This is a genomic window from Epilithonimonas sp. 33E (assembly GCF_059372615.1).
On record NZ_CM182009.1, the window covers coordinates 3,730,705 to 3,753,600 of the forward strand.

The window sequence follows — 22,896 nt, forward strand, 5'->3', positions numbered from 1 at the left end:
TCAAACTTATTATTTTCTTATGAAAAAGTCACAATCTTTGTTTGGAGGAATCAAAGAGAACTTTCCGTCTGGTCTTGTAGTATTTTTAGTTGCATTACCATTATGTTTAGGCATTGCACTGGCATCCGGAGCGCCTCCTTTATCCGGTATCCTTGCAGGTATTGTTGGAGGTATTGTAGTGGGCGCGATCAGCAATTCCAACATCTCAGTTTCTGGGCCGGCAGCCGGTCTTACAGCTATTATTTTGGTAGCGATTACCGATATTGGTGCATTCGAATTATTTCTTTGTGCCGGGATTATTGCCGGAGTCATCCAGTTGATCCTGGGTTTTATCCGTGCAGGAAGTATCTCCAATTATTTCCCGAACAATGTGATCGAAGGGATGTTAGCCGGGATCGGAATCATCATCATTCTTAAGCAGATTTCTCACGCGGTAGGCTTTGATAAAGATTATGAAGGGCATCAGTCGTTATTCGATAATGGATTTAACATTAATTATTTTTCAGAATTATTCGCGGCGATACATCCGGGAGCTGTCATTATAACATTAATTTCAATGGGAATTTTGTTAGCCTGGGATAATATTGCAGCATTGAAAAGAATGAAATTATTACCCGGAGCACTAGTAGCAGTAATTGCCGGAATCCTGATTAATGAATTTTTCAAATTATCGGGAAGTTCATTAGCCATTTCCCCAGAGCATCTGGTAACACTTCCTGTTCCGACCACTTTGGATGAGTTCAAGAATATGATCACTTTTCCTGATTTTGCAGGATTCACCAATCCAAAAGTGTGGGTCACCGGCGCAACGATTGCTATCGTAGCATCAATTGAAACACTACTTTGTATAGAAGCGTCGGACAGACTGGACATAAGAAGAAGAATTACAGATACCAATCTGGAGCTTAAAGCACAGGGAATAGGCAATCTGATAAGTTCGTTCATTGGCGGATTACCAATGACATCGGTCGTTGTAAGAAGTTCTGCTAATGCCAATGCAGGCGCAACATCCAAATTATCGGCAATCATCCATGGTGTTCTTTTATTGATCTGTGTTCTAACCATTCCTGTCATATTGAATTTGATTCCGTTAGCAACCTTAGCAGCGGTATTGATTTTGGTGGGTTACAAATTGGCAAAACCAGCTACATTCAAGCATTTTTGGCACAACGGAAAGTATCAGTTTATCCCATTCGTAGCGACAGTTTTAGCTGTTGTGGCAACGGATTTGCTGAAAGGTGTTGGGATTGGATTATTGATTTCAATTATTTATATCCTGCAAGGCAATATGAAGCGAGCCTATTACCTGAGCAGAGAAACATTGAACGATGCTGACGAGATCACTATCAAATTAGCAGAAGAAGTTTCTTTCCTGAACAAGGCGGCGATTAAAAAAACATTGAAGAACATCAAGTCTGGTTCAAAGGTAATTATCGATGCCAAGACGACTTCATACATAACGACAGATGTACTGGAAATGATTCAGGATTTTGCGAATGTCAGAGCAAAAGAAGAAGATATAGAAGTAGAGCTGGTGGGATTCAAAACATCGTATAGAGATTATGCGAGCGATCAGGATTCTCACGTGGTGGTGAACCACAAAAGAGCAATGTAACCAAATTATTTATTATTAAATTTTAACAATCAGAAACACAAATATTAAAACATTTTAAAAATATGAAAGCACATACATCAGAAACGCAGGCAACCATTACTCCGGAAAAAGCATTGGAAATCCTTAAAGAAGGCAATGCAAGGTTTGTCAACAACCTGAAAGCAAACAGAGATCTTCTGGAGCAGGTGAATGCAACGCGTGCGGGACAATGGCCATTTGCGGTTATTTTGAGCTGTATCGACAGCCGTACTTCTGCTGAATTGATCTTTGACCAAGGTCTTGGAGACATCTTCAGTGTAAGAATCGCAGGTAACTTTGTGAATCAGGATATTCTTGGCTCAATGGAATTTGGCTGTAATGTAGCTGGTTCTAAACTGGTAGTGGTTCTTGGACACTCCAAATGCGGTGCACTGAAAGGTGGTCTGGATGCAGCAGCCATCGAAGGAATGGGAATGGATAACCTGAATCATTTGATCGGACACTTTGACCCAATCATCAAAAATATCATTAAAGAGGGTGAGGAGCGCTCTTCCAAGAACGAAGACCTTCTGGAAAGACTGAATCACCACAATGTAAAGCACGCAATTGAAGACATCAGAAAGCAAAGCTCAACTTTGAAAAGGCTGGAAGACGAAGGTAAAATCAAAATCGTGGGTGCAAATTACGACGTAGAAACTGGCGTTGTAACTTGGTTATAGGAAATATTTTTTCTTCATACAATTAGGGTAGTAGGCCGGGTAATTTATTATCCGGCTTGCTTTTTCTACTTGCCGTTAAAAGCGGTCATTGTATTCTGAACGCCGGCAAACACAAAAGATAAAGCCGCCTGAGAAAACTTCTCAATTCTTTCAGGGAGTTTGTCTTGTTCTTCAGCATTCCATTTCCCGAGAACGTAATCCGCTTGTTTTCCTTCCGGGAAATCGGCAGAAATCCCAAATCTTAATCTGGTGTAATTTTGGGTATTGAGTTGTGACTGAATACTTTTCAGCCCATTATGACCGGCATCAGAACCTTTCATTTTCATTCTCAGAGAGCCAAAAGGCAGAGCCAGATCATCGGTAATGATCAAAATGTTTTCTAACGGAATATTTTCCTTCTGCATCCAGAATTTAACAGCGTTTCCTGAGAGATTCACATAAGTATCAGGTTTTAGAATAAACACTTTTCTGCCTTTATATTTGCCTTCAGCTAAAAGACCAAAGTTCGAAGATTTGAAAGGTGCTTCGATCTTTTCAGCGATCTTTTCAGCAACTTTGAAACCGATATTATGTCGGGTTTCTGCATATTCTTCTCCTTTGTTCCCGATGCCGACAATAAGATATTTCATTATTTATATAGGAAATTTAATTTATCCCCGGCATTAGAAGTCATCTCTGTAGGATAGCTATCAGAGTTGTATTGATATGTCATTGTAAGAGATTGTGACATTCCCATTGTTGTAACTTTGACAGTTTTGTAGTTATTTGCAGAAAGCCCTAACATACCTTGATTAGAAGTATTATAATGCGTTGATAAAATATTGTAAGCTAAAGGTAACGAAGCAAAAGGATTTTTGTTCGTATCATAGTTGCTTAATGCAGATTCAATAACAATTGGCGGAATTGTAATAGGACCGCCACTTGCAGAAGTTGTCGCCAATTTCCAGTTAGAAATATTATTTCCTGCATAAGTCAGATTACTTGTCACTTCATATTCTAAAATGAATTGTCCAGGATTATCAGGATCTTCAGCATTCATTTTAGTTAGAACCTTTGTAACTTTTTCACCACTGTATGTTACATCTGTTGTTGATTTATACAGAAGTGTTCCACCAGATTCTGTAGTTCCGCTGACAGATTTTAATTTCCCAGAATCATAAACTAAATCCAGTTTCGTCAGTCTTGTATCGCCAGATTCTACATTGGTAATATCCATATGTATAATCTGATTATTGCTATTGTATGTCAGAACGGCATTTTCATTACCATCGTCAAATTGACTTTTAACTGATGTAAGTTTGCTTCCCGTATAGATATAATCTACAGTCGTTCTTTCTCCGTCAGAATCAATACCAGAAACTTTACTTAAAAACCTAATTGTGGTCGATCCACCATTGCCTCCTCCTGTATTAGTACCCGTACCATACTCAACGCCTTGTAAGAAATCACCATTTTCATCTTGACTGGGACTGCAAGAGGACAGAATAAAAAATCCGAATATATAATAAAGTATATTTTTCATTGTTTTGTTTGTGTTTGCAAAGTTAATTTTTTAAAATAAATGTTCAGGTAATTTTTGAGAGGCAGGATTTATTTAGTTGGAATCAAAATTTTCTTCAGAATTCAGGCTCTTAAGTTGACTGAGTTCATCAATATAAACTTTCAACTGCTTCTCATTGAGTTCACCATTATTCTTATAGATTTCTACTCTTCTGTTGACCTCAGAATCGTAATATTTTTTGAACTGATCGTTCGTTTCATATTTATTCCACAATTCGAAATACTCACACATCTCGGATAAAAAGCTTTGTATTTCTTCTCTGGTTTTCTTATCTACATTGCCCCCAAATGGTATAACAGAACAATAAGCAGGATTTTTAACCGGCATTATTCTCTTGGTAAACTCGTTATATTGGTCATCAATGAGAGATTCGATTTGTTCTTTGTTGAAGTAGACATCCTCATTAATATCATTAAGCTGTACAAAATTTGCCGAACTGTAATTATTATTAAAAATATAATTGGCATAGACCACAACCTCGCCTTTTCCTAACCCTGGTGAAATCCCATAATGTTCCGAGAGATAAAACAATGCCGGTTCAGAATAATCGATTCCATCTTTGAGATTAGCGATAAACAGTTCTATTTTGGTTCCGTCTTTATCTGTTGCGATTCTTTTCTCAAGATTTTTATACGATTTGTAATCATACAACGTATCGGATGCTTTTTTAAAATATCGAATTGGTGACGAAGCACTATAAGTTCTGAAGCCGTTGGCAGAAACATACTTTTTGTTGCATAAAACACCATCCATTCTGTAGATATTTTTCCGATAGGCATAATAGAAATTAATTGTATTTCTAATATATTTCTTCTCAGAATTGTAACTTATCGAATAAACAGGAACCGATTTGTCTTTAGAATTGAATTTTACTGAAATACCAGCCTTATTATCCACCTCACTGAAGAAGGTCATTTCTTTATCATAATGGTATTTTAGGATCTGGGCATTACAGAGGTAGCTAAATATTATGAAAGTTAACTGAATAAATTTTCTTTCCACCAGATTAACGTAACAAACATTCATAAAATTTAAAATTCAAAGAAGTTATATGTTTCTTTTTTCAGGATTCTGTCTATTGGAAAAGGATGAAACAATCTCGATTTTATCATTTAAGATCCTGTAGTATAGACTATTAAATTTTAATATGACGGCCTTTCTAATTTTATACTTATCCGAGTAAGGGAAAATTTCAGGATTCTGTGCGATAATATATAGGATTCTCTCAATCTCGTTTCCCAAGTTATCGATTTCCTTATCTGTAAACTCCTGTTCCAAATATTCAACAGTCTGCGCCAGTTCTTCCAGAGCTAAATCAGTCCATAGAATCTCAAAGTCTTTTTCCATAGATTTCTCTTGCTTTGGAATGTGGATTTAATCTACCTTCATCCGCTTGAGCAATTCCTTTTTCGATGGATTTTTTTTCGGCATCAGAAATTTTATCTGCCCAGTCTTTTTTTCTTTCGCGAGATATCAAATCCGAAATCTTTTCAAGAAAACTCAAATCTTCAATTGTAGATAACCATTGGATTAGCTCCAATTTTTTATTTTGTATCTGTAAATCAGTATTCATCTTTCCAATTTTATTAATCAAATATAATCAATTCTAAGCCAAAATCCTATTCAAAACCAGATTCACTTCATCCACATTTTTCACATTGTCTTTCCTCATCATCAGCTGGTTGTTCTTTTCTTTTAACGTCGCTTCTGCCGGATTTTGTGTGAGGTAAGATATGATTTTTTTGAATTTTTCACTTTGATAGAATTTATCCTGAGGATTCGCTGGGAAATAACCAAGAAACACTTTATTCTTCACCACCAACTTATCAAATCCAATTTCAGCCGCCAGCCATTTCAGTTCTACAGATTTCAAAAGATTAATCGCTTCATCAGGCAGTTTTCCAAATCGGTCTGTCAGCTCATTTTCAAATTGTTGTAACTCTTTAGCATTCTGAATATCTGCTAACTTTTGATAAAGCGACAAACGTTCTTCCGTTGAACTCACGTAATCATCTGGCAACATCAATTCCAAATCTGTATCGATGTTGACTTCTTTTGTGGATTTGAACAGCTTGTTTCTATCTTCTTCATTTTCAAAAAGATTTTCAAAATTCTCATCATCTTTGAGTTCTTCCAAAGCTTCCTGCATCATTTTCTGATACGTCTCAAATCCCATTTCGTTGATGAATCCACTCTGTTCTCCGCCCAATAAATCACCGGCACCACGGATTTCCAGATCCTTCATCGCAATCTGGAAACCACTTCCCAAATCCGAGAATTGCTCAATCGCTTCCAGACGTTTTCTCGCATCAGACGTCATCATATCGAACGGTGGCGTTATCAGGTAACAAAATGCTTTCCTGTTGCTTCGTCCGACTCTTCCACGCATCTGGTGCAGATCTGCCATCCCGAATCGTTGCGCATCATTGATAAAAATCGTGTTGGCATTTGGAACGTCAACGCCCGATTCTACAATCGTTGTAGAAACGAGAACATCATATTTTCCTTCCATAAAATCGAGGATGTTGGTTTCCATTTGTTTCCCGTCCATTTGTCCGTGGCCAGTAATCACTCTCGCATCGGGAACCAGTCTTTGGATTAATCCTGCAATATCTTTCAGATTTTCGATTCTGTTGTTGATGAAATAAACCTGTCCGTCTCTCTGCAATTCATAAGAAATCGCATCACGCAAAATTTCTTCATTGAATCCAATGATTTGCGTTTCCACAGGTTGACGGTTAGGCGGTGGCGTTTTGATAACGGATAAATCTCGCGCTGCCATTAATGAAAATTGTAAAGTTCTGGGAATTGGTGTCGCCGTTAATGTCAGCGTGTCAACATCGGTTTTTAGCGTTTTCAATTTGTCCTTAACGGAAACACCAAATTTATGTTCCTCATCAATAATCAACAAACCTAGATCTTTGAACTTGATATCTTTACCAACCAACTGATGGGTTCCGATGACAATATCGATTTTACCATTTTTAAGACCTTCTTTGGTTTCCGATTTCTGTTTGGCAGTCCGGAATCGGTTCATATAAGAAATATTAACAGGAAAATCCTTCAATCGTTCTTTGAAACTTCTGTAATGTTGGAAGGCCAGAATCGTTGTCGGAACCAGAATCGCAACCTGTTTTCCGTCGGTCGCTGCTTTAAATGCAGCACGAATCGCCACTTCTGTTTTACCAAAACCAACATCGCCACAAATCAACCGGTCCATCACACCTTCCGCTTCCATATCCTGTTTCACATCCAATGTTGCTTTTTCCTGGTCTGGCGTATCTTCGTAAAGAAAGCTCGCTTCCAACTCATTTTGAAGGTAAGAATCCGGCGAATACTGGAAGCCTTTTGCAGTTTTTCTTTCCGCATAAAGTTTTATCAAATCAAAAGCAATCTGCTTAACTCTGGCTTTGGTTTTTTGTTTTAATGATTTCCAGGCTGGTGAACCGAGTTTGCTGAGAACAATTTCTCGTCCTTCCGGGCCGTTATATTTCGAAATTTTATGAAGTGAATGGATACTCACGTAAAGCAAATCGCCATTCTTGTAAGTCAGTTTAAAACATTCCTGGATCTTGCCGTCATTATTAACCTTAACCAAACCCATAAATTTCCCGATGCCGTGGTCGATATGCGCAATGTAATCACCAACTTTCAAAGACATTAAATCTTTAAGCGTCAGTTGCTCAGACTTTGCAAAAGTATTTTTGGATTGATATCTCTGGTAACGGTCAAAAATCTGATGATCTGTGTAAATCAGAATCTTATTATCAGAATCTACAAAACCTTCGTGCAATTCCGATTTGAAGCTTTTGAACGGAATCTCGTGCTCTAATTCCTCAAAAATCGATTCTAATCTTTCCTTTTGTTTTTCACTTGAAAATGAAATCCAGGTGTCAAAACCCTGACTTTGTTTTTCCTCCAAATCCTGAATCAGCAATTCAAAGTTTTTATGGAAACTCGGCTGTTGTGTCTGATTGAGTTCGAGAGTTCGAGAATTTGGGAGTTTGAAAGTTTGAGAACTGAAATCTATCGTTTTGAATTTGATTAATTTATTTTGGAATTCAGGTTCAGAAATGAATAATTCGTCAGGTGTTCTGTGCTTGATATCTTTGCTTAAAGTGTCGAATTTATCTATTGCCTTTTCATAAAAATCTCTGATTCTTTTGGTTGATAGGTAAAGATTCTTTGAAACCACAAAACTGTCATCAGGCAATAATTCAAACAAAGAAACCTTAGTTCCGGAAACCGAAAAATTCATATTGGAAACCAGCTGGAATTCATCAATCTTATCCAACGAAAGCTGCGTTTCAATGTCAAAAGTCTTGATGCTTTCCACTTCGTTTCCGAAAAACGTGATCCGGAAAGGTTTTTCGTTGGAGAAAGAAAAAACATCCACAATTCCGCCTCGGACAGAAAATTCTCCCGGCTCGGAAACAAAATCTGTTTGGTTGAATTGATAATGATTCAGCAACTCATCCACAAAATCAAAATACAGTTGGTCGCCCACTTTTATCTGATGAGAAATTGCTTTGAAGTCTTCTTTCTTCAAAACTTTTTCAGACAACGCACCAATGAAGGCGACAATCACTTTTGGCGATTTTCCGGAATTAAGTTTATTGATGACTTCAGTTCTCAGAACCAGATTCGCATTCTGAGTTTTCTCAACTTGATAAGGCTCAAGATGTGTTGCTGGAAAGTAAAGAACGTTGTCTTTTCCCAGCAAATCTTCCATTTCTGCATTGATGTAAAGCGCATCTTCCTTGTCATCCACCAAATAAAGAATGGTTTTGTTCTGAGTCAGAAACAATTCCGAAGCTAAAATTGAAACTGCGGAACCCGCACTTCCTTTGACTGAAATGTGCTGATGCTTTGATATCTGTGAAAAAATCTCATTCCCGAATTGTTTCTGAAGCAAGTCCGGCAAAAGATTTTGATTGATTTTTTTTAATTCCATTAATGTGGGTATAAACGCAAAAAGCGATTCCGAGATATTTTCGGAATCGTTATTTGTTACAAAGATACTATTTTTCAAAAAAATTAGTTTTAATTTTACGGTCTTAAACTATGAGCATTTGAAATTCGGTTTCAAAATATTGTCCCTTTTCTGTCTATTATCAATTCTTTTTACGCAATGTAAGGATGATGATGCTAACATTTTCCGTGCATATGTAGAAGGGAAAATCACGTATTCTGATGCCAAGTTTCTGGAAAATCCGATTCATCTTGTGAAGGAAAAGAAAATCATTGCGGAAACTTTCCCGAAAGAAAGCGGAAGTTTTGTTTTGGCCGGGCCTTATGACAAAGGTGCTTACAAATTTCAGCTTAAAAACTTCAAGATAAAATCTTTTTCTACCGAAACCAAAGGCTGCAAAATCTCCAGTGATTCTCTCAGTATCGAAATCCCGGATGGTGTGACTTACGTTATTTTCAATGATATTACTTTGAAATAATGAAGAAACTTCTACTTTTTTCGCTGGCTCTCATTTCGACATCTGCTTTTTCTCAAAGAAGAAAAAACCAGGATTGGACAGAAAATGTAAAATTTTCTATCGACCCACACGTTAAAGTAATGAAGTCACTTGGCAACAATTTTCTGAATGAAGCCTTCGATTATTTTTATGGTTTCGGAATAGGCGGTAATGTTAATGTCTACAAGAATTTTGGTTTAGGCGTAGAATACACATATTTTTTAGCAAACATAATAAACGGTGACCAATTCGGTTATCTTGGTGCTCCATCAATGAACAATTTTGATTGGTATGCATTTCATCAGGACAAAATCACAGAAGATTTTTTTGTAGAAGAAATTTTAGGTTACAGCACTTACCGGGTGAAAAGTCCTTTTCTTGACAATTCCGGGAATTTCCACGAGGGCAATGGCGGTCTTAATTTCGGAGCCAAAGCAATCTATACTATTGATGACACCGGCACTCAACAGATTGTTCTCAATGCAAAACTTAATTTCTATAATTCTAAGATAGGAAATCAGAATCCTGATATAGAAAAGTATTATTCCAAAGCAACGTTGTTGAATATCGGTATTGCCTATCGTATTAATTTTTAAGGCATTTTTAAGTTGTTATAATTTCTGGTTAATTTTTTTTATTCGTAATTTCTAATTGATTTTTAGTATAAATTTGTTCCATCAAACTAAAACAATCTTTGATATGAAAAATTTATTAACAGCTCTGCTACTTACTTTCGGTGTAGGTGTAGCAACTGCACAAACAACAGCACCGGCCACGGCAAAAAAGCAAGTTCAGAAAACTGAAAAAAAAGCGACCAAGTCTGTGGAAGCACAAGCTGCAAAAGTGGCTAACACTCCTGATGTCAAACTGAAAAAAGACGGAACTCCGGACAAAAGATATAAAGCCAACAAAATGCTTAAAAAGGATGGAACTCCTGACAAGCGTTACAAGGCTAACAAATAATTTTCCTGATCGATGAAGAAGAAAGGGACAATTTAATTTTTCATAACTTTTATTTTTTTAGACTTTACATTTTTTGTAAAGTCTTTTCTTTTTGGTTCACGATTTGATTATATTTTTTTACCAATTCAAAAAAATAGTATTATGAGCCCGAAACCAATGCTTACGCTTTCTCAAGTTATGGAGAAGCTCAGAGAAAAAGGAATCACAGATGAGATCATCATGAATGATAAAAAGCAATTCGTCATTCATAGTACAGAAAAAGCTTATCATGCAGAAGATCTTAAAATTATCCGTGTTTACAGATTTGAAGGCGCAAGTGATCCGGACGATAATATTGCCCTTTATCTTGTAGAGGATGTCTATGGGAACAAAGCCATGATCATAGATTCTTACGGTGCAAACAGCAATTACGCAGGTCCGGAATTTGATGAATTCCTAAAGTCACTTCCGACAGAAGAAAGAGAAGAATACGACTTTTAAATTTCAAAAAGCACATTTATATATTTATTACCCTTTTCCATATTTCGCAGAAAAGGGTAATTTTTTAATCAATTTTGACAACAAGCAATGTTTTTTTAAGTCCGTCTTCTATTCCTTTCCAATAGAAATTGAAGAAAGAACGCTGTTTGTTTCTCTCCACATAGATATCAACTGATTCCGGGAATTTTTTGGAATCTTTTTTAACTACAAGATTAGCAACCGCTGACAAGAATTTCTTTTTCTCCTTTGTATCTTTATCCAGAATATTTACCTTCAGATCTTTGTGTGTGATCCGGAATTTTCCGTTCATAATATCATTGTTCCCCTTAAAGTCAAAATTGAGACTGGTAATTGTTCCTGTGGCAGTGATGTTCATATAAGGTTTGATGAATGGGTTGATATCATTTGCAGGAAGATTGTTGATATAACCACCAATTGTGAAATTATCACGCATATTCGCAGTATCAAAATTCCAGTTGACCTTCATTGGTGAAGCATCCATAAATTTACAATTGATCACAATCGGAACATTGGTATTAGCGCCTCTTTTCTTGTTGGAATTAAGGTTTTTTACATTCATATTGAAGTTGGTGAAAATCACTTTTCCAGGTCCGTTTGAATCCGGCTTGTCTTCTTCATACACCAATTTGGATTGTACAAGATTCAGATTTTCAACAACTAAAGGAAATTTTATCGTTCTTAATAATTTCGAATAAAGTAGTTTTTCTTTTGGATTATCTCTTGGAATCTTGCTTCGGAAGATATTAGCGTCAACATTGGTTAATCTTGCATTTTTCAGTAAAATATCCGGTTGGTCATTTTCAAATTTCCATCGTAATCCTGATAACTGAACACGGTTGGCAGAAATATCAAATAAATCATTTTCCATTGGAATCATTCTCACAAACTCAGCTCTGGAAACTTTTGGATTAAGATTAAAATCTTTCAAATCAATACTTTTCGAAGTCACATCGAAGCTTGACAAATCCATTGTGTAATATTGTCCTGCATCGTAAAAAAACTGATTGCCGGAAATTTTGTAATCCTGATAACTGAAAGGCAATTTGTTTTTTGAAGTTTCTTCATTCATCAGAAAACTTTTGATATTCGCATCAAATTTTGCAATTGAAAGTGTTTTCTTTCCATTGGATTTTAAAATCGATAATTTTCCGTTAATAATATCAAAATTTTCAAAATTAAGATCAAATCGAGATTTCTTTTTGCTGGTCTTGACAACTTTATTGTCACGGTTCTGAATCACAAATTCCGGATCTTTGATCTGAGCATTTTTCAGGCTTAGTTTTGTTTTGCTGAAAACCAGCTCATCGAATGTCAGCTTTTTGCTTTTGATCCCAAACAAACTTTTCTGACTTCTGAAACTTTGTTCCCAATTCTTAAAATCCACCAGAGATTTCATTTCAAAATCATCAATTTCTAACTTCCCATTATCGGTTTTGATGTCTGAAGACGTGATGGAATAAACCTGGTCCAGACGGAAAAAGAAATCTTTTGCAGTGATATTGTAGCTGTCCAAGGCAAACGGCAATTCATCAGGATCTTGATTAAGGCTCAGGTTTTTAACGTTGAGATTAAGATCTTTTGCAGAAAATAATTGGGTTTCGTCCGATCTTTTAACACCAATATTTCCATGATCAATTTCAATATTATTAATCATAAATGGAATCGGATCTTTTCCTGACTTGCCGGCTTTTGGTTTTGCTAATCTAACCCGAAGATCCGGTTTTACAAGCTTGATGGAACTCGCTTCGATTCTGTTATTTTTCAACAATTCAATAACACCTAATCTACTGATATTCAAATCCCCCAAAGAACCTTCCAGCGCTATGGTTTCCAGATTATTGGGCTGTTTTGTTTTAATTTTGATTTGGTTAGCGGAAATACCCCCACTCAGGATTTCCACATTCAGAGATTGATAGGTAATTTGATATGGCGTTTTGTTTTTGAGATAATCGGGAAGTTTATATTTTAACCAAAGACTGAATCCAATATTGATAATTAATATTAATGCAAGAAAACTACCTAAGATTATAAGCGAAATTTTTAAAGTTTTTTTCATCCGTTTATTAAATTATTAACTGATGACTAAAAACCGTTCCAAAATTATAAATCCAGTTCTATAACATAACCTTCGTGACCTCTGACATTGATGAAATCGTCACCTTCAAAATGAAGATATTGCCCTTTGATACCTTTCAAAACTCCATTGAATTCCGGTTTTTTATCCAGTGTGAAAACATTAATTTTTCCCGGTTTTTCATAAGGGAAATCTAATTTCACAACATTCTCTTCGGTCACTGCAAATTTTTTGAAATCATTGGGAAAATATTCCGCAATCTTATTTCGGAAATCGATCAGATCCAAAGCATCCTCGTAATCATCCTGAAGCATTTTCTTCGGATTGGTTTTATCAGCGATATGCTTTTTCAGTTCAACCTCTATCATTCCCGCTTCATAGCGATTATCCGTCACGGCAATCGGCAAAGCGAAAGTTGCGCCCTGGTCAATCCAACGCGTCGGGATCTGATGTTCTCTTGTAACGCCCACTTTAACATCACCTGTGTAAGCCAAGTAAACAATGTGAGGAACCAGTTGTATTTCTTTTTCAACATCCAGATCTCTTTCTGCAATCCCAAGATGAGCAGTGGACAATTCCGGGCGAATGATTGTATCACTTGCATAAGGACTTTCAAAAAAACATTTTTTACAAAATCCCATTCTATATATTTTCTCATCACTTCCACAATTCACACATTCGTAACCCAAATGTTTGATGTAAAGTGTTTTTCCGAACAGTTGGTTCATATTGATCAAATCATTTTTCAGATTAAGAAAATACTGAATAGGTTGTCCGTTTTGGGAAATCATCTTTAGGATTTGTCCGGAGAATTGCATTTTTATGAAGATTTAAATAGGGATAAAAATAGGGATTTTTACAATAAGGTTCAAAAAATTAAAAAATTTGTCAATTCCAGTTTTAAGGATATATTTGCCACAATTAAAAAACATATTAGTATGAAAAATATTTATGCCTTCTTATCATTATTGGTAACATCTTTCGTTCTTGCACAAACGACTATCTATTCCGAGAATTTTGGAAATCCTTCCTCTACCACTCTTTTGACAGCGTATACAGGTTATCACAACAGTTCGCCTATCACTTACTCCGGAACAGCTGATGTGAGGACTTCGACACCGTCGGACTATGCAGGAGCTAGCGGGCAAGGCTGTGTCTTCATAGGTGCTGTGACCACATCTTCCGGTAATCCGGCAAAAACACTGATTATTAGTGGAATCAACACAACAGGATATCAGGATTTAACACTTTCCTTTGGGCATCAAAAAGGAACCAATGCCAGCAGTAATGAGTTAAAAGTTGAGGTAAGTTCTAATGGAACAGATTGGACTCCGCTTTCCTACACAAGACCAACCGGCTCCGGAACTTCTGTCTGGCTAGTTATTACACCAACAGGAACAATTCCTGCAACATCTAATCTTTCTGTAAGGTTTACAAATCCTTTGGATTCTAATGTGGGTTTCCGTGTTGATGATATTAAATTAACTGGAAATCAGACATTAGCAGTGAGTAATGTTAAAAAACAGCACTTCAACATTTATCCAACCGTTGTGAGCAATGGAATCATCTGTGTTACTTCCACAAATAATCAGACAAAAAAAATAAACATCTACGATTCTTCCGCAAAATTGGTTATCAGCAGAGGTACGGATAAAGAAATCAATGTTTCTCAACTTCCAAAAGGCACTTACATAATTAATGTCGAGGAAAATGGAATTGTTGAATCAAAAAAATTCATTGTTAAATAACAATCTATGTTTTAAATATTAAAAAGAATCTCCGAATAAGAGATTCTTTTTTTGTTTAATTCTTATCTTCGCAGCAATACAATATATTATGAATTATCTTGTAACTGGTGGAAGTGGATTTATTGGTTCCCATTTAGTCGAGCATCTTTTAAAAAATGGACATTCTGTCATTAACATTGACAATTTTGATGATTTCTATGACTATCAAATCAAAGTCAGAAATACTTTGGAGTCTACAAATAACAATTCTGAGTTCAGTTTTAAAAATAAAGATGCCGACATCGAGAATTTGATATCATTGACAAAATCAGAATATTACCAGCTTTATTATCAGGATATTCGGGAAAGAAGAGGCCTTGAAGAGATATTCAGAAAACACAACATTGACTTAGTTATCCATTTAGCAGCATTGGCAGGCGTTCGTCCTTCTATTGAGCGGCCTTTGGATTATGAAGAAGTCAATGTTCGTGGCACGATGAATCTTTGGGAGCTGTGCAAAGAATTTGGAATAAAAAAATTCGTTTGCGCTTCATCTTCCAGCGTTTATGGCAACAATGAGAAAATCCCATTTTCAGAAACAGATAATGTTGACAACCCCATTTCTCCTTATGCAGCAACCAAAAAAAGCGGCGAAATTTTAGGCCACGTTTATCATCATCTTTATAGTATAGATATGATCCAGCTGAGATTTTTCACGGTTTACGGACCGAGACAAAGACCTGATCTTGCCATTCATAAATTCACGAAACTGATCTGCGAGAACCAGGAAATTCCTTTCTACGGCAACGGTTCCACAGCAAGAGATTATACTTTTATTGATGATATCATTGACGGGATTCTTAAGTCTGTACAATATCTGGAAAATCACGATCATATTTATCAGATTTTAAATCTTGGAGAAAGCGAAGTCGTTACATTGAATGAGATGCTTGCAACTCTAGAATCCGCATTGGGTAAAAAAGCAAATAAAAAAATGCTGCCAATGCAACCCGGCGATGTCTTGAAAACCAATGCTGATATAACAAAAGCGAGATCTCTGATTGGTTATAAACCGACAACAAACTTCCAAAATGGCACAAAAAAATTTGTGGAATGGTTTTTGGGAAATCGGCATTAATGAATCTCTGACAGCAAGATCATTTAAAACTAAATGAAATTATTTTTAAATATTATTGAAAATCAGTAGAAACATATATAAAATATCACCTAATTTTTTACTTTTGCAAAAAATTTAATTATGTATTGGACATTAGAATTAGCTTCATATTTAAGTGACGCACCTTGGCCGATGACCAAGGCAGAATTGATCGATTATGCAATCCGTACCGGAGCGCCAATGGAAGTTGTAGAAAACCTTCAGGCTATTGAGGACGAAGGAGAGATCTATGATGCGATTGACGAGATCTGGAGCGATTATCCTACAGACGAGGATTATCTTTGGAACGAAGACGAGTATTAATCGTCAATAAGCTTTACACCAAAGCTTCAAAATATATCACACAACAAGTGTAATTTAAACGCTTTGGACTTTGGATCCAAAGCATAAATCAGAAATTTATGAGTTTTTTAAATACCGTTCTTAAAAGTTTTTTGGGAGACAAAAATGCAAAAGATTTAAAAGAAGTAAAAAAAGTTGTCGCAAAAATCAAAGCAGTTGAACCTAACATCCAGTCATTATCCGATGATGGATTAAGAGCGAAAACCGCAGAATTTCAAGAAAAAATAAAATCTGCAACTGCCAAGTTTACAACCCAAATCGACGAAATAAAAGAGCAGATAAAAAACTCTACCAACGTTGACGAGAAGGAATCGCTTTTTAACAAAATCGAAGGTCTTAAAAAAGAATCTTACGAGGTTGAGGAAAAAGTTCTTAACGAGATTCTTCCGGAAGCTTTTGCTTTGGTAAAGGAAACCTCAAGGCGTTTAGCACAAAATGGAGAAATCCGCGTGACTGCAACAGACAGAGACCGCGAGTTGGCAGCTACCAAAGATTTTGTAGCGCTGGATGGCGATATTGCTGTTTGGAAAAACTCTTGGGATGCAGCCGGAACGCCTGTCGTTTGGGATATGGTTCATTATGACACGCAGTTTATTGGTGGTGTCGTATTGCATTCCGGAAAAATAGCAGAAATGGCAACCGGTGAAGGTAAAACTTTGGTCGGAACACTTCCAATTTATCTTAACGCTTTGCCGGGAAGAGGTGTTCATGTTGTAACAGTTAACGATTATCTTGCAAAAAGAGACTCGGCATGGATGGGCCCGCTATATCAATTCCACGGATTGACTATTGACTGTATTGATAATCACCAGCCCAATTCAGATTCCAGAAGAAAAGCTTACCAGGCAAGTATCACTTATGGAACCAATAACGAATTTGGTTTCGATTACCTGAGAGACAATATGGTAACCAATCCTACTGAATTGGTTCAGGGAGAATTGAATTTCGCAATTGTCGATGAGGTGGACTCGGTTTTGATTGATGATGCAAGAACACCGTTGATTATTTCCGGACCTGTTCCTCAAGGTGACAGACAGGAATTTGATGTGCTTAAACCTTCAATAGACAGAATTGTTGAGGTTCAGAAAAAAACAGTTTCTGCCATTTTCAACGAAGCTAAAAAATTAATCGCGAACGGAAACACCAAAGAAGGTGGATTCAAATTACTTCAGGCCTACAGAGGTCTTCCAAAGAACAGACAATTGATCAAGTTCTTGTCAGAAAGTGGCAACCGTGCTTTGCTTCAGAAAGTGGAAGGTCAATATATGGCAGATAACAATCGTGATATGCCAATTGTTGACAAAGATCTTTATTTTGTCATCGATGAGAAAAATAATCAAATCGATTTAACAGACAAAGGCGTAGAATATATGTCTGCAGGTAACGAAGATTCACAATTCTTTGTTTTAACTGATATCGCGACAGAAATTGCCGAATTAGAAAAGAAGAATCTCTCAAAGGAAGAAGAATTCGCTGCAAAAGAAGAGTTATATCGAGATTTTGCTGTGAAATCTGAGCGTATTCACACCATGAATCAGTTACTGAAAGCTTATACATTATTCGAAAAAGATGATGAATATGTAGTAATTGACGGGGAAGTAAAAATCGTTGACGAGCAGACAGGTCGTATCATGGAAGGCCGACGTTATTCTGACGGACTGCACCAAGCGATTGAAGCTAAAGAAAATGTGAAGATTGAAGCTGCGACTCAGACCTTCGCAACGATTACTTTACAGAACTATTTCCGTATGTATAACAAGCTGGCCGGTATGACAGGTACTGCGGAAACTGAAGCTGGAGAATTCTGGCAGATTTACAAATTGGATGTTGTGGTAATCCCTACCAACAGACCTATCCAAAGAGATGACAGACAGGATTTGGTTTACAAAACCAACCGTGAAAAATATAATGCTGTAATCGAGGAAATCGAGAAACTAACCTCAGCAGGGAGACCTGTTTTGGTGGGTACAACTTCGGTAGAAATTTCCCAATTGCTTTCCAGAGCATTACAGTTAAGAAAAATACAACACCAGGTTCTTAATGCGAAACTTCACAAAAAAGAAGCGGAGATTGTTGCCGGAGCTGGTGGACCAGGCGTTGTAACCATTGCAACCAATATGGCCGGTAGAGGTACCGACATCAAGCTGAAACCGGAAGTAAAAGAAGCCGGAGGTTTAGCAATCATTGGTACAGAAAGACACGATTCCCGTCGTGTGGACAGACAGTTGAGAGGTAGAGCCGGTCGTCAGGGAGATCCTGGAAGTTCCCAGTTTTATGTTTCTTTGGAAGATAATCTGATGCGTCTTTTCGGTTCTGAAAGAATTGCTAAGATGATGGACAGAATGGGTCATAAAGAAGGAGAAGTGATTCAGCATTCTATGATTTCCAAATCTATCGAGAGAGCTCAGAAAAAAGTCGAAGAGAATAACTTCGGTGTCAGAAAAAGATTGCTGGAATACGATGACGTGATGAACAAGCAGCGTGATGTTATTTACAAAAGGAGAAAGAATGCATTATTTGGAGATCACTTGAAGTATGATATTGTCAATATGATTTATGACACTGCTGCTGCAATTGTTTCTCAGGCTAAGGCAAACGGAAATTATAAAGATTTTGAATTCGAGATTATCAAGCATTTCACAATGGAAGCGCCGGTAAACGAATCTGAATTTGGAAGTTTACAAATCCCTGCACTTACAGATAAAGTGTTCAAAGCTGCAAAAGAAGATTATGATTTAAGATTAAACCTTCTGAAAGAAAAAGCCTATCCGATTATTGAGAACGTTTACCTTAATCAGGGTTCTATGTTCAAGATGATCCAGGTTCCTTTCAGTGACGGCTCTAAGACAATGACCATTGTTACAGACCTGAAAGAAGCTTATGAAACCAAATGTGAATCATTGATCACAGATTTCGAAAAGAATATTTCTCTTGCGATCATTGATGAAAACTGGAAGACACACTTAAGAGAAATGGATGACCTAAGACGTTCTTCTCAAGGTGCGGTTTATGAGCAAAAAGATCCGCTGGTAATTTACAAGCAGGAATCTTTCTACTTGTTTAGCGAAATGGTTGACAAAGTAAATAAGGAAATTGTTTCTTTCCTTTACAAAGGAGAAATCCCTGCATAACAAGCAATTACGAGTAAAAATATTAATCCTGTTGAGTAATCAGCAGGATTTTTATTTGGAATAATTCTTAATAATCTGATAAAAATCACAATTTTAGTTAATTTAGAATAATTAAAAATAATATATTTGCATAAAATTATTCCATTAATGAAGAAACTATTTGTGAGTGCTGTGGTTTTGGTTTCCACTTTGGCTTATGCACAGGAGAAAAAAGATACTGTCAATTCGAAAAATATTGAAGAAGTCATTATTGAAAAAATGGTGAAAAAGTTGGATACCGAATCATCCAATAAAATGCCGATCAGTTTTATCGAAAATCCACAAGTCTATTCTTCCATTGATAGAGGAATTTTGGAAAATCAAAATATCTTCACAGTTGATGACGCTTACAGAAATGTAACCGGACTTCAGAAAATGTGGAATCCGACAGGAAGAGCGGGTGATGGCGGTTCGTTTTTCGTTCTGAGAGGTTTTCCTTCACAAGCATCTACAAGAAATGGAATGGTTGCGCCGGTAACGTCGACAATTGATGCCATTAATGTTGAAACGTTGGAATTTTTGAAAGGTCCTGTGGGAACACTTTACGGAAGTAATGTAGCATCGTACGGCGGTCTTATCAATAGAGTGACGAAAAAACCAATGCAGAATTTCTTTGGTGCTATGTCGGCATCTGCAGGAAGTTACAACACTTACAGAGCAACCGCAGATATCAACGCGCCAATTACAAAAGACTTACTGTTCCGTGTAAATACAGCTTACACCAATGATGGTAACTTCACCAAACCGGATGCAAAAAATCAATACACGACCTTCGCACCAAGCTTAACTTGGAATCTGTCTGATAAAGTTCAGTTGAATCTTGATTACGAATTGTTCCGAAACCGAGTGACTGCAAATCCTTATTTCTTCTATCTTTCTCCACAGACTTTGAACGGCATCAATAATATGAAAGACCTGGAAAAAGTAGCTGGGCTGGATTATAAAGAATCTTACACCGGAAAAGGTTTGTATATGACCGCAAGAAATTCCAATGTTTTCGGAAATGTGAAATGGAAAATAAACGACAATATCACATCAAGTACTTACATCAATAACTCTGATTCCTACTCAGACGGTTATAATCCTTACTTTTCTATTAATTATGATGTAACTACTTCTACCTATAAAGTTGCAAGAGCTGACCAATCCACAGATAACAGTAAAAAATCTTGGTTTCAAATTCAGCAGAATTTCAACTTCAATCACAATTTTTCCAATGGGATGAAAAACAGAGCGATTGTCGGTTTTGATTATATGAGAACAACGGAGAGATTACGCTATAAGTATCTTAATTTTAATTTTGATACCATTGCAGCCTCAGGAGAAGATTATTCCGGAATGAACGCCGATGTACTTTCAGCGCTTTACTCTGACCCAAAAAATGTTTCTAATTGGGATTATGTTAGAGATTTGAATACCTACTCAGGTTATATTTCCAACTTATTCAGTCCAATTACAAATCTGCATATTATGGCCGGCCTCCGCTACGAAAACAATGATTATTTAGGTGGTACATCAGGAACTAACGTAGAAAAAGCTTATAACCAATCCGCATTTTCACCAAAAGCTGGAATCGTTTATGAAATTGTCAAAGATAAATTTTCTATATTCGGCAATTATCAAAACTCATTCAAATCAAATGGTTATTATACTTCCGATATCGCAGGAAATACAACACTTTCCGATCCAGAAAGAGGAAACCAGTTGGAGGGAGGATTAAAGGCGAGTTTATTTAACAACAGATTTAATGCAACCGTTTCTTATTATAACATCAAGGTTAAAGACCAATTGCTTTACACAGGAGAAGTTGCAGCAAATGGGAGTTCAGTTCAAAAACAAATCGCATCCACACTCAGCAAAGGATTTGAGCTGGAAGTTAACGCATATCTTGTAAAAGGTTTCTCTTTAGTCGGAGGTTTGGCTTACAATGATACTATCGATGAATCAACAGATACAAGACCTGCAACAGCTGGCTCTTTCTGGAACGCGAATTTCAACTTAGCATATCAGTTTGTTGATGGACGTGTGAAAGGTTTAGGGTTCGGATTCGGAGGAAATTATGCCAGTGACAATAATGTAACAGGAGATTTCATTTTACCCAAATATTTCGTCCTCAATGTTAATGCGTTTTACGATGCCAAGAAATTCAGAGTTGGAGTTAAGGTCGATAACTTAACCAGCGAACATTATTGGACAGGATATACAACCGCTAATCCTCAAATGTTAGCAAATTTCTTAGGAACTGTTGCCTATAAATTCTAAGCCCACCTATGAGAAAAAAAAAACACCATCATAAAAAAAAACCAGGATTTTTCAAAAAATGGTCAGCCAAACTACATTTGTGGTTTGGCTTATCCATTGGTATTATGATATTTATTATTTCGATTACCGGGGCACTTTATGTTTTCAAAGACGAGATAGAAAACTTTACACGTAAAGAATATATCTATCACAACGAACAAAACATCGAATCAAAACAAATCATTCCGATTCGTGAGTTGGAAAAATTGGTTAATAAGCAAACCAAAGAAAAATATCCAATCCATTGGGTTAATATTCCGATTGATAAAAAAATGTCCTATCAATTTTACTGGTACGAACATCAGCCGGATCAATGGAACTATTTTGACGAATTTCCAATCTACAAGCTGGCATATGTCAACCCTTACACTGGAAAAGTTCTGCAGGTTTATGATGAAAAAAACGGATTCTTCGCCATTGTAAAGTCAATCCATTGGAGTTTTCTTTTGAAGCAGGAATGGGGAACTTATGTTGTTGGTATTCCTGTAATAATTTTCCTGATCATGCTAATCACAGGCATAGTTCTTTGGTGGCCGAAAAACAAAGCCGCCAGAAAGCAACGTTTCAGATTCCAATGGAAAGATACTACACAATGGAAACGTAAGAACTACGACCTTCATAATATTCTCGGTTTCTATTCCTCTATTTTTGCTTTGATCCTTTCCATTACAGGATTATTCTATGCTTTCTTTATCGTTCAGGCATCGATCTATTACATTTTTTCAGGTGGAGAAACTACTTACCCCGATTTTTCAACAATAACGACCAAAGCACCGATTGAAATGAGAAATGAAGGAACTCTTGACAAGATCTCTGACAAAGTGAAGGAGCTTTATCCCACTGCTTATGGTTTTAGCCTAGACCTTGGGCATCCACATATTGATGACAACGAGCATCCGAATTTTGAAGTTTATGTCAAACATCTTTCATATTCATATCACAAAAGCAGCAGTTTGATTTTCGATGAAAATTCAGGTGAACTTTTACACAGACATGATCCTAAGGATAAGAATTTTGGAGAGAAAACAGTTGCTGCCAATTATGATATCCATGTTGGAGCGATATTAGGATTGCCCACGAAAATCATCGCATTCATTGTCAGTTTGATTATTGCATCAATGCCAGTAACTGGCTTTATGATCTGGTGGGGACGAAGAAAGAAAACGCAAATAAAATAATTGATACATAAATCCGGATGTCACATTCGGATTTTTTATTCCTATTTCAACAATATTGTTGAAAATTTTCATTGATACTAAATTTAAAATTAATTTAACATCTGATGTATATTAGTTTGTT

At 36.5% G+C, this 22,896-nt stretch carries 20 protein-coding genes; 12 read left to right on the forward strand and 8 right to left on the reverse strand.

Annotated elements, in window-relative coordinates; genetic code table 11:
- Positions 1 to 19: 19 nt before the first annotated feature.
- Positions 20 to 1,615: a SulP family inorganic anion transporter gene (locus AC5P2S_RS17160; protein ID WP_494555742.1), complete on the forward strand. Its 1,596-nt coding sequence runs from the start codon at positions 20 to 22 to the stop codon at positions 1,613 to 1,615.
- Between the two features lie 62 nt (positions 1,616 to 1,677).
- Positions 1,678 to 2,313 carry a carbonic anhydrase gene (locus tag AC5P2S_RS17165; protein WP_120212127.1) on the forward strand — a complete coding sequence of 212 codons (636 nt, stop codon included), beginning with the start codon at positions 1,678 to 1,680 and terminating at the stop codon, positions 2,311 to 2,313.
- Positions 2,314 to 2,378: 65 nt separating this feature from the next.
- On the opposite strand, the gene pth is transcribed toward AC5P2S_RS17165, so the two are convergent.
- The 6 genes from pth to mfd form a co-directional block, all read right to left on the reverse strand.
- Positions 2,379 to 2,942: an aminoacyl-tRNA hydrolase gene (pth, locus tag AC5P2S_RS17170; protein ID WP_494555743.1), complete on the reverse strand. Its 564-nt coding sequence runs from the start codon at positions 2,940 to 2,942 to the stop codon at positions 2,379 to 2,381.
- Positions 2,942 to 3,835 (reverse strand): hypothetical protein, encoded by an 894-nt coding sequence (locus AC5P2S_RS17175; RefSeq protein WP_494555744.1) that lies wholly within the window; start codon positions 3,833 to 3,835, stop codon positions 2,942 to 2,944. Before AC5P2S_RS17175 ends, pth begins: the two co-directional genes overlap by 1 nt.
- Before the next feature lie 72 nt (positions 3,836 to 3,907).
- Entirely contained in the window at positions 3,908 to 4,900 is a 993-nt protein-coding gene (locus AC5P2S_RS17180; protein ID WP_494555745.1) for a hypothetical protein, read from the reverse strand.
- A gap of 21 nt (positions 4,901 to 4,921) precedes the next feature.
- On the reverse strand, positions 4,922 to 5,221 hold the full coding sequence (locus AC5P2S_RS17185; protein ID WP_494555746.1) for a type II toxin-antitoxin system RelE/ParE family toxin: 300 nt from the start codon (positions 5,219 to 5,221) through the stop codon (positions 4,922 to 4,924).
- Positions 5,205 to 5,447 carry a hypothetical protein gene (locus AC5P2S_RS17190; protein WP_494555747.1) on the reverse strand — a complete coding sequence of 81 codons (243 nt, stop codon included), beginning with the start codon at positions 5,445 to 5,447 and terminating at the stop codon, positions 5,205 to 5,207. Before AC5P2S_RS17190 ends, AC5P2S_RS17185 begins: the two co-directional genes overlap by 17 nt.
- A 33-nt stretch (positions 5,448 to 5,480) precedes the next feature.
- On the reverse strand, positions 5,481 to 8,828 hold the full coding sequence (gene mfd, locus AC5P2S_RS17195; protein WP_494557046.1) for a transcription-repair coupling factor: 3,348 nt from the start codon (positions 8,826 to 8,828) through the stop codon (positions 5,481 to 5,483).
- A 118-nt stretch (positions 8,829 to 8,946) separates the two neighbouring features.
- Between mfd and AC5P2S_RS17200 the strand changes: the two genes are divergently transcribed.
- From AC5P2S_RS17200 to AC5P2S_RS17215, 4 genes are all read left to right on the forward strand, one after another.
- Positions 8,947 to 9,324: a hypothetical protein gene (locus tag AC5P2S_RS17200; protein WP_283415939.1), complete on the forward strand. Its 378-nt coding sequence runs from the start codon at positions 8,947 to 8,949 to the stop codon at positions 9,322 to 9,324.
- Positions 9,324 to 9,938 (forward strand): hypothetical protein, encoded by a 615-nt coding sequence (locus AC5P2S_RS17205; protein WP_494555748.1) that lies wholly within the window; start codon positions 9,324 to 9,326, stop codon positions 9,936 to 9,938. The genes AC5P2S_RS17200 and AC5P2S_RS17205 overlap by 1 nt, the downstream gene beginning before the upstream one ends.
- A 103-nt stretch (positions 9,939 to 10,041) precedes the next feature.
- Positions 10,042 to 10,305, forward strand: a complete 264-nt coding sequence (locus AC5P2S_RS17210; RefSeq protein ID WP_283415937.1) for a hypothetical protein — start codon at positions 10,042 to 10,044, stop codon at positions 10,303 to 10,305.
- Between the two features lie 141 nt (positions 10,306 to 10,446).
- Positions 10,447 to 10,785: a hypothetical protein gene (locus tag AC5P2S_RS17215; protein WP_283415936.1), complete on the forward strand. Its 339-nt coding sequence runs from the start codon at positions 10,447 to 10,449 to the stop codon at positions 10,783 to 10,785.
- Between the two features lie 64 nt (positions 10,786 to 10,849).
- On the opposite strand, the gene AC5P2S_RS17220 is transcribed toward AC5P2S_RS17215, so the two are convergent.
- Both AC5P2S_RS17220 and AC5P2S_RS17225 read right to left on the reverse strand, forming a co-directional pair.
- Positions 10,850 to 12,862, reverse strand: coding sequence for an AsmA family protein (locus AC5P2S_RS17220; RefSeq protein WP_494555749.1), 2,013 nt, complete (start codon positions 12,860 to 12,862; stop codon positions 10,850 to 10,852).
- 44 nt (positions 12,863 to 12,906) lie between these two features.
- Entirely contained in the window at positions 12,907 to 13,698 is a 792-nt protein-coding gene (locus tag AC5P2S_RS17225; RefSeq protein WP_494555750.1) for a DUF2797 domain-containing protein, read from the reverse strand.
- 120 nt (positions 13,699 to 13,818) lie between these two features.
- Between AC5P2S_RS17225 and AC5P2S_RS17230 the strand changes: the two genes are divergently transcribed.
- The 6 genes from AC5P2S_RS17230 to AC5P2S_RS17255 all read left to right on the forward strand — a co-directional run bounded on the left by AC5P2S_RS17230 (position 13,819) and on the right by AC5P2S_RS17255 (position 22,775).
- Positions 13,819 to 14,628 carry a T9SS type A sorting domain-containing protein gene (locus AC5P2S_RS17230; RefSeq protein ID WP_494555751.1) on the forward strand — a complete coding sequence of 270 codons (810 nt, stop codon included), beginning with the start codon at positions 13,819 to 13,821 and terminating at the stop codon, positions 14,626 to 14,628.
- A gap of 88 nt (positions 14,629 to 14,716) precedes the next feature.
- Positions 14,717 to 15,745, forward strand: a complete 1,029-nt coding sequence (locus tag AC5P2S_RS17235) for a GDP-mannose 4,6-dehydratase (protein ID WP_494555752.1) — start codon at positions 14,717 to 14,719, stop codon at positions 15,743 to 15,745.
- A 120-nt stretch (positions 15,746 to 15,865) separates the two neighbouring features.
- Positions 15,866 to 16,087 (forward strand): DUF2795 domain-containing protein, encoded by a 222-nt coding sequence (locus AC5P2S_RS17240; RefSeq protein WP_027382805.1) that lies wholly within the window; start codon positions 15,866 to 15,868, stop codon positions 16,085 to 16,087.
- 98 nt (positions 16,088 to 16,185) lie between these two features.
- Complete coding sequence (gene secA, locus AC5P2S_RS17245) at positions 16,186 to 19,257, forward strand: preprotein translocase subunit SecA (RefSeq protein ID WP_494555753.1); 3,072 nt, start codon at positions 16,186 to 16,188, stop codon at positions 19,255 to 19,257.
- A 147-nt stretch (positions 19,258 to 19,404) separates the two neighbouring features.
- A complete protein-coding gene (locus tag AC5P2S_RS17250; protein WP_494555754.1) occupies positions 19,405 to 21,558 on the forward strand; it encodes a TonB-dependent siderophore receptor in 2,154 nt (717 codons plus the stop codon).
- Positions 21,559 to 21,566: 8 nt separating this feature from the next.
- Positions 21,567 to 22,775 (forward strand): PepSY-associated TM helix domain-containing protein, encoded by a 1,209-nt coding sequence (locus tag AC5P2S_RS17255; RefSeq protein ID WP_494555755.1) that lies wholly within the window; start codon positions 21,567 to 21,569, stop codon positions 22,773 to 22,775.
- Positions 22,776 to 22,896: the final 121 nt, after the last annotated feature.